This window comes from Pantoea eucrina (assembly GCF_020079945.1).
Lineage (GTDB): Bacteria > Pseudomonadota > Gammaproteobacteria > Enterobacterales > Enterobacteriaceae > Pantoea > Pantoea eucrina.
Genome location: NZ_CP083448.1, coordinates 1477772 through 1493727, shown reverse-complemented (window position 1 = coordinate 1493727; position 15956 = coordinate 1477772). Strand labels below are relative to the sequence as shown.

The 15956-nt window shown below is 57.5% G+C and carries 16 protein-coding genes; 10 read left to right on the top strand and 6 right to left on the bottom strand.

Going from position 1 to position 15956, the window contains the following annotated elements; all coding sequences use genetic code 11:
• Positions 1-79 precede the first annotated feature (79 nt).
• Genes rsxA through nth form a run of 7 tightly spaced genes read left to right on the top strand, consistent with a single transcriptional unit; the run spans position 80 to position 6550 of the window.
• Positions 80-661, top strand: coding sequence for an electron transport complex subunit RsxA (rsxA, locus tag LAC65_RS07050; protein ID WP_039384196.1), 582 nt, complete (start codon positions 80-82; stop codon positions 659-661).
• Between the two features lies 1 nt (position 662).
• Complete coding sequence (rsxB, locus tag LAC65_RS07045) at positions 663-1241, top strand: electron transport complex subunit RsxB (RefSeq protein ID WP_039384193.1); 579 nt, start codon at positions 663-665, stop codon at positions 1239-1241.
• Entirely contained in the window at positions 1234-3522 is a 2289-nt protein-coding gene (gene rsxC, locus LAC65_RS07040; RefSeq protein WP_039384190.1) for an electron transport complex subunit RsxC, read from the top strand. Before rsxB ends, rsxC begins: the two co-directional genes overlap by 8 nt.
• Complete coding sequence (gene rsxD, locus LAC65_RS07035) at positions 3523-4581, top strand: electron transport complex subunit RsxD (RefSeq protein ID WP_039384187.1); 1059 nt, start codon at positions 3523-3525, stop codon at positions 4579-4581.
• 3 nt (positions 4582-4584) lie between these two features.
• Entirely contained in the window at positions 4585-5214 is a 630-nt protein-coding gene (gene rsxG / locus LAC65_RS07030; protein ID WP_039384184.1) for an electron transport complex subunit RsxG, read from the top strand.
• A complete protein-coding gene (locus LAC65_RS07025; protein ID WP_039384182.1) occupies positions 5211-5918 on the top strand; it encodes an electron transport complex subunit E in 708 nt (235 codons plus the stop codon). The genes rsxG and LAC65_RS07025 overlap by 4 nt, the downstream gene beginning before the upstream one ends.
• Positions 5915-6550: an endonuclease III gene (gene nth / locus LAC65_RS07020; protein ID WP_039384179.1), complete on the top strand. Its 636-nt coding sequence runs from the start codon at positions 5915-5917 to the stop codon at positions 6548-6550. Before LAC65_RS07025 ends, nth begins: the two co-directional genes overlap by 4 nt.
• Before the next feature lie 41 nt (positions 6551-6591).
• Here the strand turns inward: nth and LAC65_RS07015 are convergent, their stop codons facing one another.
• A complete protein-coding gene (locus tag LAC65_RS07015; protein ID WP_039385834.1) occupies positions 6592-7656 on the bottom strand; it encodes a mechanosensitive ion channel family protein in 1065 nt (354 codons plus the stop codon).
• Positions 7657-8389: 733 nt separating this feature from the next.
• Here LAC65_RS07015 and dtpA point away from each other — a divergent pair.
• Together dtpA and gstA are read left to right on the top strand one after the other, a co-directional pair.
• Entirely contained in the window at positions 8390-9895 is a 1506-nt protein-coding gene (dtpA, locus tag LAC65_RS07010; protein WP_039384176.1) for a dipeptide/tripeptide permease DtpA, read from the top strand.
• Positions 9896-10063: 168 nt separating this feature from the next.
• The gene (gene gstA / locus LAC65_RS07005) at positions 10064-10669 is read left to right on the top strand and encodes a glutathione transferase GstA (protein WP_039384173.1); all 606 of its coding nucleotides are present in this window, start codon (positions 10064-10066) and stop codon (positions 10667-10669) included.
• Positions 10670-10710: 41 nt separating this feature from the next.
• Here gstA and pdxY read toward each other — a convergent pair whose 3' ends face one another.
• The 5 genes from pdxY to anmK all read right to left on the bottom strand — a co-directional run bounded on the left by pdxY (position 10711) and on the right by anmK (position 15175).
• Entirely contained in the window at positions 10711-11571 is an 861-nt protein-coding gene (gene pdxY / locus LAC65_RS07000) for a pyridoxal kinase PdxY (RefSeq protein WP_039384169.1), read from the bottom strand.
• 54 nt (positions 11572-11625) lie between these two features.
• The gene (gene tyrS / locus LAC65_RS06995; RefSeq protein WP_039384166.1) at positions 11626-12900 is read right to left on the bottom strand and encodes a tyrosine--tRNA ligase; all 1275 of its coding nucleotides are present in this window, start codon (positions 12898-12900) and stop codon (positions 11626-11628) included.
• Positions 12901-13038: 138 nt separating this feature from the next.
• A complete protein-coding gene (gene pdxH, locus LAC65_RS06990; protein WP_039384163.1) occupies positions 13039-13695 on the bottom strand; it encodes a pyridoxamine 5'-phosphate oxidase in 657 nt (218 codons plus the stop codon).
• A gap of 19 nt (positions 13696-13714) precedes the next feature.
• Entirely contained in the window at positions 13715-14044 is a 330-nt protein-coding gene (locus LAC65_RS06985; RefSeq protein ID WP_039384161.1) for an MliC family protein, read from the bottom strand.
• 9 nt (positions 14045-14053) lie between these two features.
• Complete coding sequence (anmK, locus tag LAC65_RS06980; protein ID WP_039385830.1) at positions 14054-15175, bottom strand: anhydro-N-acetylmuramic acid kinase; 1122 nt, start codon at positions 15173-15175, stop codon at positions 14054-14056.
• Positions 15176-15452: 277 nt separating this feature from the next.
• Here anmK and slyB point away from each other — a divergent pair, with 277 nt between their 5' ends.
• A complete protein-coding gene (gene slyB / locus LAC65_RS06975) occupies positions 15453-15920 on the top strand; it encodes an outer membrane lipoprotein SlyB (RefSeq protein ID WP_039384159.1) in 468 nt (155 codons plus the stop codon).
• The last annotated feature ends 36 nt before the right edge of the window (positions 15921-15956 follow it).

Below are 15956 nucleotides of genomic sequence, written 5' to 3'. Positions count from 1 at the left end.
CTGCTCTCGCCGGGGTAAAGGTTGAGATGTAGCTCTCATTTCCGGATAATAAACGCCTTTAGGCTTCCCGGGTTAAACCATGACCGATTACTTGCTTCTCTTTGTTGGCACAGTGCTGGTGAACAACTTCGTGTTGGTCAAATTCCTCGGCCTTTGCCCGTTCATGGGCGTGTCAAAAAAACTGGAAACGGCCATTGGCATGGGGCTTGCCACTACGTTTGTTATCACGCTCGCTTCGGTGTGCGCGTGGCTGGTTAACCATCTGATTCTGATCCCGCTGGATCTGGTTTATCTGCGTACGATGGCCTACATCCTGGTAATTGCCGTAGTGGTGCAGTTCACAGAAATGGTGGTGCGGAAAACCAGTCCGTCACTCTACCGGCTGCTGGGGATCTTCCTGCCGCTGATCACCACCAACTGTGCGGTACTGGGTGTGCCATTACTGAGCGTCAATCTCAACCATACGTTTCTGCAGGCTGCGCTCTATGGCTTTAGCGCCTCGCTGGGTTTTTCACTGGTGATGGTGCTGTTTGCCGGCATGCGTGAACGTCTGGTGCTGGCTAACGTGCCGGCACCGTTCAAAGGTAACTCTATCGCCCTGATCACCGCTGGCCTGATGGCGCTGGCGTTTATGGGCTTTACCGGTCTGGTGAAATTCTGATATGACCGCTATCTGGATAGCAATCGCTGTACTCAGCGCGCTGGGGCTGATTTTTGGTGGCCTGCTCGGCTACGCTTCGCGCCGTTTTGAAGTTGAAGAAGACCCTATTGTCGAACAGATTGATGCCGTACTGCCACAAAGCCAGTGCGGTCAGTGCGGCTACCCCGGATGTCGTCCCTATGCGGATGCTGTCGGCAACAACGGGGAAGCGATTAACAAGTGCGCCCCGGGTGGCGAGCAGACCATGCTCAGGCTGGCGGAGCTGCTGAACGTTGAGCCGCAGCCACTCGATGGCGGTGCCGAAATCCTTACGCCGGTGCGCACCGTGGCGTGGATCGACGAAGAGAACTGTATCGGCTGCACCAAGTGCATTCAGGCGTGTCCGGTGGATGCGATCGTCGGCGCCACGCGCGCCATGCATACCGTGCTCAGCGACGTCTGCACGGGCTGCGACCTGTGTGTGGCTCCCTGCCCGACTGACTGCATTGAAATGCGCCCGGTCGCCACCACTCCAGCAAGCTGGAAGTGGGATCTCAACACCATTCCTGTAAAAGTGATCCCGGCAGAACATCATGCTTAATCTGTTAAATCTGTTTCGCAAAGAGAAGCTGTGGGATTTTCAGGGCGGTATTCATCCGCCGGAAATGAAAACACAGTCTAACGGTATGCCGCTGAGCACGCTGCCGCTGCCGCTGCCTGAACAGTTTGTTATTCCCCTGAAACAGCATATTGGCCATGAAGGTGAGATCTGCGTCTCGCCAGGCGATCGCGTGCTGCGCGGCCAGCCGCTCACCTTTGGCAGCGGACGCATGCTGCCGGTACACGCGCCAACCTCAGGCACTATAGAGGCTATCGCGCCACATATGACGGCGCACCCGTCCGGGCTCTCAGAGCTGTGCATTTTCCTGCGCGCTGACGGTGAAGATCGCTGGATTGAACGTGATGCGCAGCCCGACTACCGTGCGCTGAGCCGGGAAGAGGTTATCCGACGCATTCACAGCGCCGGCGTAGCGGGCCTGGGTGGCGCCGGGTTCCCCACCGCCACTAAACTGCGTGGCGGCCTGCAGGGTGTCAAAACGTTAATCATCAATGCCGCAGAGTGCGAGCCTTATATCACCGCTGACGATCGGCTGATGCAGGATTACGCCGCTGAAGTGCTGGAAGGCTGCCGGATCCTTGCCTGGGTACTGCAGGCGGAACGCGTTCTGGTGGGTATTGAAGATAACAAACCTGAAGCGATAGCTGCCCTGAAACAGGCGCTGCGCGGCGAGCGCGATATTGAGATCCGGGTTATCCCGACAAAATATCCCTCTGGCGGGGCCAAACAGCTGACCAAAATCTTGACCGGGCGGGAAGTGCCGCACGGCGGACGCTCAACCGATATTGGTGTGCTGATGCAGAACGTCGGCACCGCCTGGGCGGTTAAGCGTGCGATCGTTGATGGTGAACCCATCACCGAGCGCGTGGTCACGCTGACCGGCGACGCGATTGCGCAACCGCGCAACGTCTGGGGGCGTCTTGGCACCCCGGTGAGTCATCTGCTGCGTCAGGTCGGTTTTCAGCCGGGGCCGCGTCAGATGGTGATCATGGGCGGGCCGCTGATGGGCTTTACCCTGCCTTCCCTCGACGTGCCGGTTGTGAAAATCACCAACTGTATTCTGGCGCCTGCCGCCAGCGAAATGGCTGCGCCGCAGGAAGAGCAATCCTGCATTCGCTGCAGCGCCTGCGCCGACGCCTGTCCGGCGAAGCTGCTGCCGCAGCAGCTCTACTGGTATAGCCAGGGCGGCGATCATGAAAAAGCGCGCGCGCATAATATCGATGACTGTATTGAATGCGGGGCCTGCGCTTACGTTTGCCCGAGTAATATTCCGCTGGTTCAGTATTACCGGCAGGAAAAAGCTGAGCTGCGTGCCATCGATCTTGAAGCGAAGCGCACGGCGGAGGCTAAGGCACGCTTTGAGGCGCGTCAGGCGCGGTTAGAACGTGAGAAACTGGCGCGCGAGGCGCGTCATGAAGAGGCGAAGCAGCGCGTTGCACGCAGCGATAACGGTGAACGCGACGCCGCTGCTGCACGTATTAAGGCGCGTCAGGCGAAAACGCCAGAGCAGGAACTGGCCGAACGCGAAGCGCGTCACGCACAGGCGCTGGCGCAGCAGGCAGCAACCCAGGCAGAGACGCAGCCGGTTACCCGTCAGACAGGCGACCCGCGTAAAGCGGCGGTGGAAGCCGCGATTGCCCGGGCGAAAGCGAAAAAAGCGGCTCAGCCAGAGAGCGAGACTGCGGCAGAGAGCGACCCGCGTAAAGCGGCTGTGGAAGCCGCGATTGCGCGGGCAAAAGCGAAAAAGGCGGCAACCGAGCGTCCTGAGGCCACTCCTGCTGCGATGCCAGCAGCAGAGGCACCTGAGCCGATAACGGAAGACGATCCGCGCAAAGCCGCCGTCGCCGCCGCTATTGCCCGCGCCAAAGCGAAAAAAGCGGCCGCGCAGGCCACAACCGCAGACGAGCCGGTCGCCGCAACGCCTGCGCCGGCAACGGAAGACGATCCGCGCAAGGCCGCCGTCGCCGCCGCCATTGCCCGCGCCAAAGCGAAAAAAGCGACCGCGCAGGCCACAACCGCAGACGAGCCGGTCGCCGCAACGCCTGCGCCGGCAACGGAAGACGATCCGCGCAAAGCCGCCGTCGCCGCCGCCATTGCCCGCGCCAAAGCGAAAAAAGCGGCCGCGCAGTCGGAAAGCTCGCTGCCGCCGGCGGTATCCGCTGAACCTGAACCTGAAGACCCACGCAAAGCGGCCATCGCTGCGGCGGTCGCCCGTGCTAAAGCGCGTAAAGCGCAGCAGCAGCCTTCGACCACTGAGGAATAAATGGCCTTTCGTATCGCAAGCTCTCCCTATACTCATAACCGGCGCAGCACCGGTAACATTATGCTACTGGTGGTACTGGCGGCCCTGCCCGGCATGGCGGCGCAGTGGTATTTCTTTGGCAGCGGTTTTCTTATCCAGGTTGTGCTGGCTATTGCGACGGCGCTGCTGACCGAAGCGGCGATACTGCGGTTGCGCCACAGCGCCGTAAAGCCGGTGCTGGCAGATAACTCAGCCCTGCTGACGGCGCTGCTGCTCGGGATCAGCCTGCCGCCGCTTGCCCCCTGGTGGCTGATTGTTCTGGGCACCCTGTTTGCGATTCTGATTGCCAAACAGCTCTATGGCGGCCTGGGCCAGAATCCGTTCAACCCGGCAATGGTCGGCTACGTTGTGCTGCTGATCTCTTTTCCGGTGCAGATGACCAGCTGGCTGCCGCCCGATGCGCTGCAGGCGGTAAAACCGGATCTGATGGATTCACTCAGTATGGTGTTTCGCGGCCATACGCTGGCCGGCGATACCATGCAGCAGCTGCAGCTCGGGGTGGATGGCATCAGTCAGGCCACGCCGCTCGATACGTTTAAAACCGGACTGCGCGCCGGCCACAGCGCCGAAGAGCTTCACGCTCAGCCAATCTACGCCGGGGTACTGGCGGGACTGGGCTGGCAGTGGGTCAACCTGGGTTACCTGCTGGGCGGCATGCTGCTGCTGGCAAAAAATGCGATTCGCTGGCATATCCCGGCCAGCATGCTCGCCTCGCTGGCGGTATGCGCCACGCTCGGCTGGATCTTCTCGCCTGAGACGCTTAATACACCGCTCACCCACCTCTTTTCGGGTGCGACCATGCTGGGCGCATTCTTTATCGCTACCGATCCGGTTACCGCCTCCACCACTAACCGGGGGCGTCTGATCTACGGTGCGCTGATCGGTCTGCTGGTCTGGCTGATCCGCAGCTTTGGCGGCTATCCGGATGGCGTGGCGTTCGCCGTGCTGCTGGCAAATATCTGCGTGCCGCTGATTGACTACTATACTCAGCCGCGCGTTTATGGTCACCGGAAGGATTAAGGTATGATCGACGCTATTCGCAAAAACGCGGTAACGCTGGGGATGTTTGCAGTGGTGACGACCGGCGTAACCGCCGTGGTGAACTATGTGACCAAACCCACCGTTGAGCATCAGACTGCGCTGCAGCAGAAAAACCTGCTGGATCAGGTGGTACCGACCGCGCTGTACGATAATGCTATTCAGCAGGAGTGTTATCTGGTGCACAATGCGGCGCTGGGTAATGAGCAGCCGCATCACCTCTATATTGCCCGTAAAGGCGACAAGCCGGTGGCCGCAGCGCTGGAAAGTACCGCCCCCGATGGCTACTCCGGCGCCATTCAGCTCCTGGTAGGCGCTGACTTCAGCGGTACCGTGCTGGGCGTGCGCGTCATTGAACACCATGAAACGCCTGGGCTGGGTGATAAAATTGAGCTGCGCATCTCTGACTGGATCAACAGCTTTAATGGAAAACAGATTAAAGGGGCCGATGACCCGCATTTTGCCGTGAAGAAAGATGGCGGCGATTTCGATCAGTTTACCGGTGCGACCATTACGCCGCGCGCGGTGGTTAACGCCACTAAACGCACGGCGCTCTATATTGAAACGCTGCCAGCGACGTTGCGTTCGCTGCCGGAATGTGGAGAAACACCATGAGTGAAGCGAAAAATCTGCTGATTGGCGGTTTATGGAAAAATAACTCTGCGCTGGTACAGCTGCTGGGACTCTGTCCGCTGCTGGCGGTGACCTCCACCGCAACCAATGCGCTGGGGCTGGGGCTGGCCACGACGCTGGTGCTGACCATTACCAACAGTGCAATTTCCGCCTCACGCCGCTGGGTACCGGCAGATATCCGTATCCCGATTTATGTGATGATTATCGCCTCGGTTGTCAGCTGCGTTCAGATGCTGATCAACGCTTACGCCTACGGTCTTTATCAGTCGCTGGGGATCTTTATTCCGCTGATCGTCACTAACTGTATTGTCGTGGGCCGTGCTGAAGCGGTAGCGTCAAAAAGCAGTATCCCGCTATCCGCGCTGGATGGGTTCGCTATCGGTATGGGAGCGACCTGCGCCATGGTCACGCTGGGATCCATTCGCGAACTGATTGGCAGCGGTACGCTGTTCAACGGTGCCGATCAGCTGCTCGGCCCGTGGGCAACCTCACTGCGCATCGAAGTCGTGCACTTTGATTCACCGATGCTGCTGGCTATGCTGCCACCCGGCGCCTTCATCGGTCTGGGTATGCTGCTGGCAGGAAAGTATCTTATCGATCAGAAAATGAAACAGCGCGCCGCGCTGCGCGCTGAAGCGGAAGCTAAAACAGTGGCTGCGCCAGGTGAAATCGGGAAAGCGGTGTGAATAAAGAGAAGCGCCTGCAGATCCTGACCCGTCTGCGCGATAACAACCCGCATCCGACCACTGAGCTGCAGTTCAGCTCGCCATTTGAACTGCTGATTGCGGTACTGCTTTCGGCTCAGGCGACCGATGTCAGCGTGAACAAAGCCACGGCCCGGCTCTATCCGGTCGCGAACACCCCGGCGGCCATGCTGGCGCTTGGCGTCGACGGCGTCAAAGAGTACATCAAGACAATCGGGCTGTTTAACAGCAAAGCGGAAAACGTGATCAAAACCTGCCGCATATTGCTGGAACAGCATGGCGGCGCGGTGCCGGAAGATCGTGCCGCACTTGAGGCGCTGCCGGGTGTCGGGCGTAAAACCGCTAACGTGGTGCTGAACACCGCCTTTGGCTGGCCCACCATCGCCGTCGACACGCATATCTTTCGCGTCAGTAACCGCACGCGCTTTGCGCCGGGTAAAAATGTGGAAGAGGTTGAAGAGAAACTGCTTAAAGTGGTGCCTGCCGCGTTTAAGGTCGACTGCCATCACTGGCTGATTCTGCACGGGCGTTATACCTGCATAGCACGCAAGCCGCGCTGCGGCGCCTGCCTGATCGAAGACCTGTGCGAATACCGTGATAAGACGGAGATCTGAGCGCGGTGCCGGGGTCAGCGGCACCGCATTCTCCTGTCTGGTTACGCTTCCGGATGGCTCAGCGTAGCCCGTACATGCGGCAAACACTGCGGATAGTGCTGCTGAATAAACTCAATCATCTTTTCCCGCACGTAGCAGCGTAAGTCAAACGCGGTAGGCGAGTTATGTGCCGTCATCAGCAGCCTGATCGTCATGGTTTTTTCGGTTGTTTCCGTTACCTGCAGCACCTGCGTTTCCCGATCCCAGAGCCGGGTTTCATTGAGCACCTTCTCAAAATGCTCGCGCAGCGGTTCCAGCGGCATAGAGTAATCAAGATAAAGAAAGACGGAACCTAAAATCTGTGCGTTATTACGCGTCCAGTTCTGGAACGGATTTTCTGTAAAGTAGGTTATCGGCAATACCAGCCGGCGCAGATCCCAGAGACGCACCACAACATAGGTCAGATTAATTTCTTCAATCCAGCCCCACTCTTTTTCTACCACCACCGCATCATCAATTTTTATCGGCTGCGTAAATGCAATCTGAATACCGGCAAACAGATTGACCAGCGATTTCTGTAATGCAAAGCCAATAATAATACCGGCAACGCCTGCCCCGGCGAGAATCGTCGTGCCAAACTTACGCACACCCGGAAAGCTAAGCAAAATCAACGACAAACAGAGAGTTACCAGCACAACAATCACAACTTTTTTTACATACATGATCTGCGTGCGGATTTTTCGCGCGCGCAGGTTATTTGAGATATTAATGTCATAACGGATAAAGAGCATGTCCTGCGCGACATTGATCATCCTGATCATCAGCGAGCAGAAGGATAATATAATAAAGATGTGCAGAGCGGCATTAATAAAGCCCAGCGACTCCGGCTGAATATTCACATAATCTACGCCGGCGCTGATGAATAACAGCGGTAAAATAAGAAACATCGAGCCGCGCAGATGTTTTTCGAGAGATTTAAACAGTTTTTTATCCCGTCCCTGCCAGTAACGAATCAGGCTGAGAAGGATATATCGCGCCAGAAAGCCCATTGCGAGCGACAGTGTGACGAGTAATACAGCAGGCACCCATTGCGGAGCACCAGATAACTCACCCAGTATCAACGGCATCATCTTCCCTCATGGTTTACTGACGGCACTGCACCGCCAGTACGCTGAACATCTGGCCGGTTTCACGCCGGCCCCCGGAATTGTACTGACATGAGTATATGAAATTTATGATAAACCGCGTCTGCCCACGGCTGTTTATTCGTCTGAAAGGATGAGTTGATGTTTCAGTTAAGCCGTGAACAGCGTTCAGCGCTGGCTGGCCTCAGCGTTTTCGTTCGTTCCCTCAATAAAAAGAGATTTGCTGCACGAACAGCGCGCCATTTCTTTTTTCATGCGGCTAATTAATTGGAGAATTTGTGCGCTGGATCAACTAATTAGCTTTCCGGAAACCCCGCCCTGCTCTTTTAGCTCAATAATCAACCTATTATGCTCATAATTCACGCGAAAACAGCAGCATATATCGTATAAATATTCAGCAACAGTCTGTTATTCCGCTTTATGCCTCTCAGGCGGTTTGTTTCAGCAAAGGGGTTTACCAAACTTATGCGCTGCGTGTTTATTCTGTTACAATCGTTTCACACCCTATTAAACACTAAACCATCGCGCTTAGCCGCAGAGATTGCCCTGCCGGCATTCGCTACGCCAGCGTGTAAAAAATGCTTGCCCTGTGGCCCCGATTCAGCCAAATTAGGCGCCGTTTTTCCTTTCTAATAACAATGTTGCGCGGGATGACCCAGACCGACGCAGACTTAATTCCTGTTACAAAACAGGCGATGTATAAACTGAGGTATACGTGTCAACTGCAAACAAACACACTGACGAGGCAGTAAGCCTCAACGCCTTCCGGCAACCTAAAGCATTTTATCTGATCTTCTCTATCGAGCTGTGGGAGCGTTTCGGCTACTACGGCTTACAGGCCATTATGGCCGTCTATCTGGTCAAACAGCTGGGGATGTCTGAAGCGGACTCCATTACGCTGTTTACCTCCTTTAGCGCCCTGGTTTACGGTCTGGTGGCTATCGGCGGCTGGCTGGGTGACAAAGTACTCGGCACCAAGCGCGTCATTGTGCTGGGCGTCATGGTGCTGGCACTCGGCTATGCGCTGATCGCATTTTCCGGGCATGACACCACGCTGGTTTATGTCGGCATGGCGACCATTGCTGTGGGCAGCGGCCTGTTCAAAGCGAACCCCTCTTCGCTGCTCTCCACCTGCTACGCCAAAGACGATCCGCGCATCGACGGCGCATTTACCATGTTCTATATGTCGATCAACATTGGCTCGCTGTTCTCAATGATGCTGACGCCGTGGCTGGCAGCAAAATATGGCTGGGGTGCCGCTTTCTCTCTCTCCGTCGTGGGGCTGGTGATCACGCTGCTTAACTTCCTGTTCTTTAAGCGGCTGGTGAAAGAGTATGGGTCAAAGCCCGATTTTGCTCCGCTGCAGGTGGGTAAACTGCTGCTGACCATCGTGGGCGTTGCGGTGCTGATCGCACTCGCCACCTGGCTGCTGCATCATCAAAGCATTGCGCGCATAACGCTCGGCGTTGTCGCACTGGGCATTGTTCTGATCTTTGCCAAAGAAGCGTTCACGCTGCAGGGTGCCGCGCGCCGTAAAATGATTGTGGCGTTTCTGCTGATGGTGGAAGCGATTGTCTTCTTTGTGCTCTATATGCAGATGCCGACTTCGCTCAACTTCTTTGCGATCCGCAACGTTGAACACGCCATTTTCGGCATCGCGTTTGAGCCGGAGCAGTTCCAGGCGCTGAATCCGTTCTGGATCATGGTCGCCAGCCCGCTGCTGGCCGCAGTCTATAACAAGCTGGGCGATAAGCTGCCGATGCCGCACAAATTTGCCATTGGCATGGTGCTCTGCTCCGGCGCGTTTCTGGTGCTGCCGCTCGGCGCCGGCTTTGCAAATCAGGCAGGTATTGTCTCCGTTAACTGGCTGATCCTGAGCTATGCCCTGCAGAGTATCGGTGAGCTGATGATCTCCGGCCTGGGTCTGGCCATGGTCGCGCAGCTGGTGCCACAGCGTCTGATGGGCTTTATCATGGGCTCATGGTTCCTGACTACCGCAGGCGCAGCGATGATCGCCGGTAAGGTGGCCAACCTGATGGCGGTGCCGCAGGATGTCACCGATCCGCACACTTCCCTGGCGGTCTACAGCCAGGTATTCCAGCAGATTGGTATTGCCACCGGTGTGATTGCCCTGCTGATGCTGGTTACCGCCCCGCTGCTCAACCGCATGACGCAGGATACCGCTGAAGGTGCGCTGAAGCGCGCCGGCGCCAGCGAATAACCGCATCCGGCTCCGCGCTGCGCACGCCTGTTACTGCGCACCGGAGCCGTTTTTCAGCTGATAAGTCCCTTCCCATCTCTCTTTTTCCCTTGTAGTTTACTCAGAGTCCGCTATCCGGCGTGCCATGTTTGTCACGTCACTCATATCATTTGTTGAGGAGATGCAACAATGAAACTCTATTGCAAGCCCGGCGCCTGTTCCCTCTCCCCCCATATCGTCGCCCGCGAATGCGGCCTCGACTTTACGCAGGTTAATGTTGATCTGCAGAAGAAACTGACGGAACAGGGTGAGGATTACTGGCAGATTAACCCTAAAGGTCAGGTTCCGGCGCTGCAGTTTGATGACGGGACGATACTGACTGAAGGCGTGGCGATTGTGCAGTATCTGGCGGATCTCAAACCTGATTACCATCTGCTGGCTCCGACCGGCAGCCTGACGCGCTACCATACGCTGGAGTGGCTGAGCTTTATCAGCAGCGAGCTGCATAAAGGGTTTTCGCCGCTGTTCCGCCCCGATACGCCAGACGCGTACAAACCGCAGCTGCGTGCCCAGCTGGAGAAGAAGTTTCAGCTGGTCAATGCGGCGCTGGAAGACAAGCAGTGGCTGCTGGGCACGCGCTATACCGTAGCCGATATCTATCTGTATGTGGTGACGCGCTGGGCGAAAGCGGTGAAGCTGCAGCTGGATGAGATGCCGGCGCTGGACGCGTGGTTTGCCCGCGTGGGTGAGCGTCCGGCGGTTCAGGCGGCGCTGCAGGCAGAGGGGCTGGCGTAAACAGTGCGACAGGCCGGCGCTGAAACCGGCCTGCCGTGCAGTCAGAGTTTTTCTGCCGCGAAATGCTGCTGCGGCTGCGCGATAGCGTCCTGTGCCGCGACCAGCTGCAGCTCATACTCTCCCATTTCATGGGTTTTCAGCATCACTTCATATACCGCTGCAGTAACATGCTCCAGCGCCTGCTGCAGCGATTTGCCGTGCAGCAGATCCACCAGCAGCAGACCGCTGGTCAGATCGCCTACGCCTACCGGCTGACGCACGCCAAAGTCCACCAGCGGACGGCTGATATGCCAGCACTCATCAGCGGTAACCAGCAGCATCTCAAAGCGGTCGCTGCGCCGGCCGGCACGGGCCAGATGTTTAACCAGCACCACTTTCGGTCCCTGCGCAATCAGCAGACGCGCCGCATCTACCGCCTGCTCAACGTCAGCCACCGTCTGTCCGCTCAGCATCTCCAGTTCAAGCAGGTTAGGTGCAATCAGATCGCTGGCGGGCAGCGCCTGTTTGCAGTGAAACTCCGCTACGCCCGGCGCCACAATACAGCCTTTCTCAGGATGCCCCATCACCGGATCGCAGAAAAACCAGGCGTCCGGGTTGGCGGCTTTGACTTCACGCACAATCGCCAGAATCTGCTCGCCCTGTTCGGCTGAACCCAGGTAACCGCTGAGTACGGCATCACAGGTTTTAAGGCGATCGATGGCGGCGATACCTTTGACGATATCGGTCAGATGGCTGGCCGGCATCACCGTACCGGTCCAGTGACCATACTGCGTGTGATTAGAAAACTGAACAGTATTGAGCGGCCAAACGTTTGCGCCCATGCGGCGCATCGGGAACTCTGCCGCGCTATTACCGGCGTGGCCAAACACCACGTGAGACTGAATTGCGAGAATATTTTTCATTATAACCCTGTACTGCCTTGCCATGAAAAAGGGCCGGAAACCGGCCCTGACACCTTACTGCCAGTTTATCAGGCAGTAGTGTTTTTTGCCGCGACGCAGCAGCGTAAAGCGGCCAAACAGCTTGTCGCTGTCGCTGAAACGATACTCGGCATCCGCCTGTTTTTCTCCGTTCACAGAGACCGCATTAGAGCCGATCATCGTCCGGGCCTGGCCGCGCGACGGCACCAGCTCTGCGGCAACCAGCGCCTGCTGCAGATCGTCTTCCGCGCTGAGCGTGATAACCGGCATGCCGTCCTGTGCCAGCTGCTCAAAGTCTGCTTCGGTCATGTCGCTCAGGCTGCCTGAGAACAGGCTCTCGGTGATCCTTCTGGCCGCAGCCAGTCCTGCATCACCGTGCACCAGGCGCGTAACCTGCTCGGCCAGCACGTACTGGGCGCGTGGCGCTTTGCCGCTGTTTTTGTCCTCTTCTTCGAGCGCGTTAATCTCATCCAGGCTCATAAAGGTAAAGAACTTCAGGAAGCGGTAGACATCTGCGTCAGCGGTGTTGATCCAGAACTGGTAAAACTTGTAAGGACTGGTTTTTTTCGCATCCAGCCAGACCGCGCCGCCTTCTGTTTTACCGAACTTGGTGCCATCTGATTTTGTAATAAGCGGCACGGTCAGGCCAAAGGCCTGCTGCTGATGCAGACGACGGGTCAGGTCGATACCGGAGGTGATATTTCCCCACTGATCGGAGCCGCCAATCTGCAGCACCACGCCATAACGCTTGTAAAGCTCGGCAAAATCGTAGCCCTGCAGCAGGTTGTAAGAGAACTCCGTGTAGGAGATCCCCTGATCCTCACGATTCAGACGCTGTTTAACCGCTTCCCGGTTGATCATCTGATTAACAGAGAAGTGCTTGCCGATATCGCGCAGGAAAGTCAGCACGTTCATGCCACCAAACCAGTCGTAGTTGTTAGCCGCGATAGCGCTGTTATCGCCGCAGTCAAAGCTAAGGAACGGGGCAACCTGGTTGCGGATCTTCTCTACCCACTCGCCTACGGTTTCACTGGTATTGAGTTTACGTTCCGCGGCTTTAAAGCTGGGATCGCCAATCAGACCGGTGGCTCCACCCACCAGCGCAACCGGCTTGTGGCCGGCATCCTGAAAACGCTTCAGGCAGAGCAGCGGCACCAGATGGCCCAAATGCAAGCTGTCGGCGGTAGGATCAAAGCCGCAATAGAGGGCAATTGGCCCTTGCGCCAGTCGCTCTGCTAACGCTTCTTCATCCGTTACCTGGGCCACAAGGCCACGTTCCTGCAATTGTTGTATCAGGTTACTGCTGGTCATCACTGACTCCAAATTGATCGGGCTGCACCTGGGCTGGTACACAGCTTTCCGCTACGATGCGGAGACGAAAAAAAAGAGGGCTATAGCATAAAGCGCTGACGCTCACGGCGCCAGCGCTGAAACGGGGAAAAGCGGGTTTTACGGTGCTAACCGGTCAATCGTCCAGCCATTCTCACTGCGCTGATAGAGAAAACGATCGTGCAGCCGGTGTTCGCCGCCCTGCCAGAACTCAATGGCAGAAAACCGCACGCGGTATCCGCCCCAGAACGTGGGCAGCGGGACGTCGCCCTGCTGAAATTTCTGCGTAAGTTCCAGAAACTTGCTCTCCAGTACGCTGCGCGCAGAGATACGGCTCGACTGTTTAGAAACCCAGGCACCAATCTGGCTGTCGCGGGGGCGGCTATGGAAATATTTTATGACCTCCAGCGGCGAGAGCTTCTCCGCCTCGCCCAGCACCATCACCTGACGCTCCAGAAAGTGCCACGGGAGATGCAGCGAGATGCGCGGGTTTTCTGCCAGCTGCAGCGCTTTACGGCTGCCAAGGTTGGTATAAAAGACAAAGCCTGCAGCATCGTAGTGCTTGAGCAGCACAATGCGCTGATAAGGCTGACCGCTGCTGTCTACCGTCGCCACCGTCATGGCGGTGGGATCGGGCAGCTGCGCGGCACACGCCTGCTGCAGCCACTGTTCAAACAGGACCAGAGGATCGTCCGGCAAATCTTTGCGCCGCAAGCCGCCGCGGGTATATTCCCGGCGCAGATGGGCAATCTGTTGCAGGCTGTCGCTGTCGCTCATAGCGTCTCTCTTAATCGTATTAAGACCGGTTGGTGTTCGCCGCGTCCTGCAGTTCGCAGTCGTTGATAATGATTCTGTCATTGCGCTCAACAAAAGCGCTGTTGCCTTTCGACCAGAAAACGTAGTGGTCGTCACTGTAGCGCGCGCCCGACGCGGAGACGGTCTGTTTCAGCGTCAGCGGCTTGCCATCAAGAATAAAGCTGACCTCTTCTTTGCTGTTATCCAGCGTGACCGTCAGCGGCAGCGTGCCGCACTGGTAGTGCAGCGTTTCGGGCTGCGGGGCCGGCTTCTGCAGCATACCGCAGCCGCTCAGTGCCAGGCAGCCCGCTGCCAGCATATATCTCTTCATTACTTCTCCTTATCGTGTCGGCCGGCTATTTGCCGGATAGATAGCACCCAGCACGCTCATTTCACGCGCCCCGGTGACCGCAGGCAGATTGCCTGGCAGGCCAGAGAGGGTCCGGAACGCCAGCCAGGCAAAGGCCAGCGCTTCCATATCATCGCCGCTGACGCCCGCGGCATCGGTAGTGGTCACCTCGGTGCCGGGAAGATGCGCCGCGAGCCGCGCCATGAGCAGCGGATTGCGGCCACCTCCGCCGCACACCAGCAGACGGTCACAGCCGTTACTGAGCTGGATCTGCTGTGCAATTGTCAGCGCCGTCAGTTCGCTTAGCGTAGCCTGCACATCCTCCGGTGCCAGCGCAGGAAAAGCCTGTAGCTGACGCTCTATCCAGTCAGGATTAAAGTACTCACGCCCGGTGCTTTTCGGCGGCGGCAGCGCAAACCAGGGATCGTTCAGCATCTGCTCCAGCAGCGCGGGTACCACCTGCCCGCTGGCGGCCCAGGTCCCGTTATGATCGTAGCTTACCCCCTGATGACGCCAGATCCAGGCATCAATCAGCATATTGCCGGGTCCGGTATCAAAGCCCCGCACCGGCTGCCCCGGGATCAGCAGCGACAGGTTAGCGATGCCGCCAATATTCAGCACCATGCGGCGTTCACTGCTGTCCATGAGCAGCGCCTGATGAAACGCAGGCACCAGCGGCGCACCCTGCCCGCCCAGCGCCATATCGCGCCGGCGAAAATCGCCGACTACGGTCACGCCGGTGGCGGCGGCAATCTGGTTATTATCGCCAATCTGCAGCGTATTAGGGGCGAAGCTGCCGGGTTCATGCCAGACGGTCTGACCGTGGCAGCCGATGGCCACAATGTCATCGGCTTCCAGCGCCTGCTGACGCATCAGGGTGACCACCGCTTCAGCAAACAGCTTACCCAGCTCGGTGTCCAGCTGCCCGAGCTGCGACAGCGTCAGCGGCTGTCCCTGGCATATAGCCAGTACCCGCTGCCGCAGTGCGGGCGGAAACGGGTGACAGTAGCTCGCCTGCTGCGCCACCATGTGACGGTCGATCGCCGCCAGCACCACGTCCACGCCATCCAGACTGGTGCCTGACATCACTCCTATATAGCGTCCTGACTTTATCACGATAGCTCCTCGTTATCCGGCGGGTGCCGGCGCCGGCACTCTGCTGATGCCGCCTTTCTAATATGATGATAACTTTCTGCTTTTCACTCTGCCATGCGCAGTGCAGCAGAGCAGAAATATTTTTACCGGCGGATTGAATTTTTGTTGATGAGGCATACTCTATGCTGCGACTCTGGTACTGATTGTGCGGCATGGCATCCATGCGTCGCTTTCTGTCTTATACTCTGTGCAGAGCAGGATGAGAACATGGCGTTTTTTATAAAGGAGCTTTCTGATGATTAAGCGTTTCATAGCCGTGGCCCTCGCTGGTGTAACGCTGGCAGGCTGTGTCAGCAATGACACCCTCTCAGGCGATGTTTACAGCGCCAGTGAAGCCAAGCAGGTCCAAAATGTGTCATACGGCACGCTGGTGTCAGTGCGCCCGGTTAAGATTCAGGGTGGCGATGACAGCAATGTCATTGGTGCAATTGGCGGTGCGGTGCTGGGTGGTTTCCTGGGTAACACCATCGGTGGTGGTGCAGGTCGCAGCCTGGCGACGGCGGGCGGTGCGGTACTGGGCGGCGTTGCGGGCCAGGGCGTACAGGGTGCCGTTAACAAATCTAACGGCGTTGAGCTGGAAATCCGCAAAGACGATGGTAATACCATCATGGTCGTGCAGAAGCAGGATGCGAGCCGCTACTCACCAGGCCAGCGCGTGGTACTGGCCTCTAACGGCAGCCAGGTCACAGTCTCTCCGCGCTAACTCTGACGCGCAAAAAAACCGACGCCTGGCGTCGGT

Bases quoted from the DNA above. Each gene is read 5' to 3' on its own strand.
- rsxB (WP_039384193.1), top strand. From the start codon at position 663: ATGACCGCTATCTGGATAGCAATCGCTGTACTCAGCGCGCTGGGGCTG.
- rsxD (WP_039384187.1), top strand. From the start codon at position 3,523: ATGGCCTTTCGTATCGCAAGCTCTCCCTATACTCATAACCGGCGCAGC.
- rsxG (WP_039384184.1), top strand. From the start codon at position 4,585: ATGATCGACGCTATTCGCAAAAACGCGGTAACGCTGGGGATGTTTGCA.
- pdxH (WP_039384163.1), bottom strand. From the start codon at position 13,695: ATGAGCGACAGCGACAGCCTGCAACAGATTGCCCATCTGCGCCGGGAA.
- LAC65_RS07025 (WP_039384182.1), top strand. From the start codon at position 5,211: ATGAGTGAAGCGAAAAATCTGCTGATTGGCGGTTTATGGAAAAATAAC.
- pdxY (WP_039384169.1), bottom strand. From the start codon at position 11,571: ATGAAAAATATTCTCGCAATTCAGTCTCACGTGGTGTTTGGCCACGCC.
- gstA (WP_039384173.1), top strand. From the start codon at position 10,064: ATGAAACTCTATTGCAAGCCCGGCGCCTGTTCCCTCTCCCCCCATATC.
- rsxA (WP_039384196.1), top strand. From the start codon at position 80: ATGACCGATTACTTGCTTCTCTTTGTTGGCACAGTGCTGGTGAACAAC.
- LAC65_RS06985 (WP_039384161.1), bottom strand. From the start codon at position 14,044: ATGAAGAGATATATGCTGGCAGCGGGCTGCCTGGCACTGAGCGGCTGC.
- rsxC (WP_039384190.1), top strand. From the start codon at position 1,234: ATGCTTAATCTGTTAAATCTGTTTCGCAAAGAGAAGCTGTGGGATTTT.
- slyB (WP_039384159.1), top strand. From the start codon at position 15,453: ATGATTAAGCGTTTCATAGCCGTGGCCCTCGCTGGTGTAACGCTGGCA.
- LAC65_RS07015 (WP_039385834.1), bottom strand. From the start codon at position 7,656: ATGCCGTTGATACTGGGTGAGTTATCTGGTGCTCCGCAATGGGTGCCT.
- tyrS (WP_039384166.1), bottom strand. From the start codon at position 12,900: ATGACCAGCAGTAACCTGATACAACAATTGCAGGAACGTGGCCTTGTG.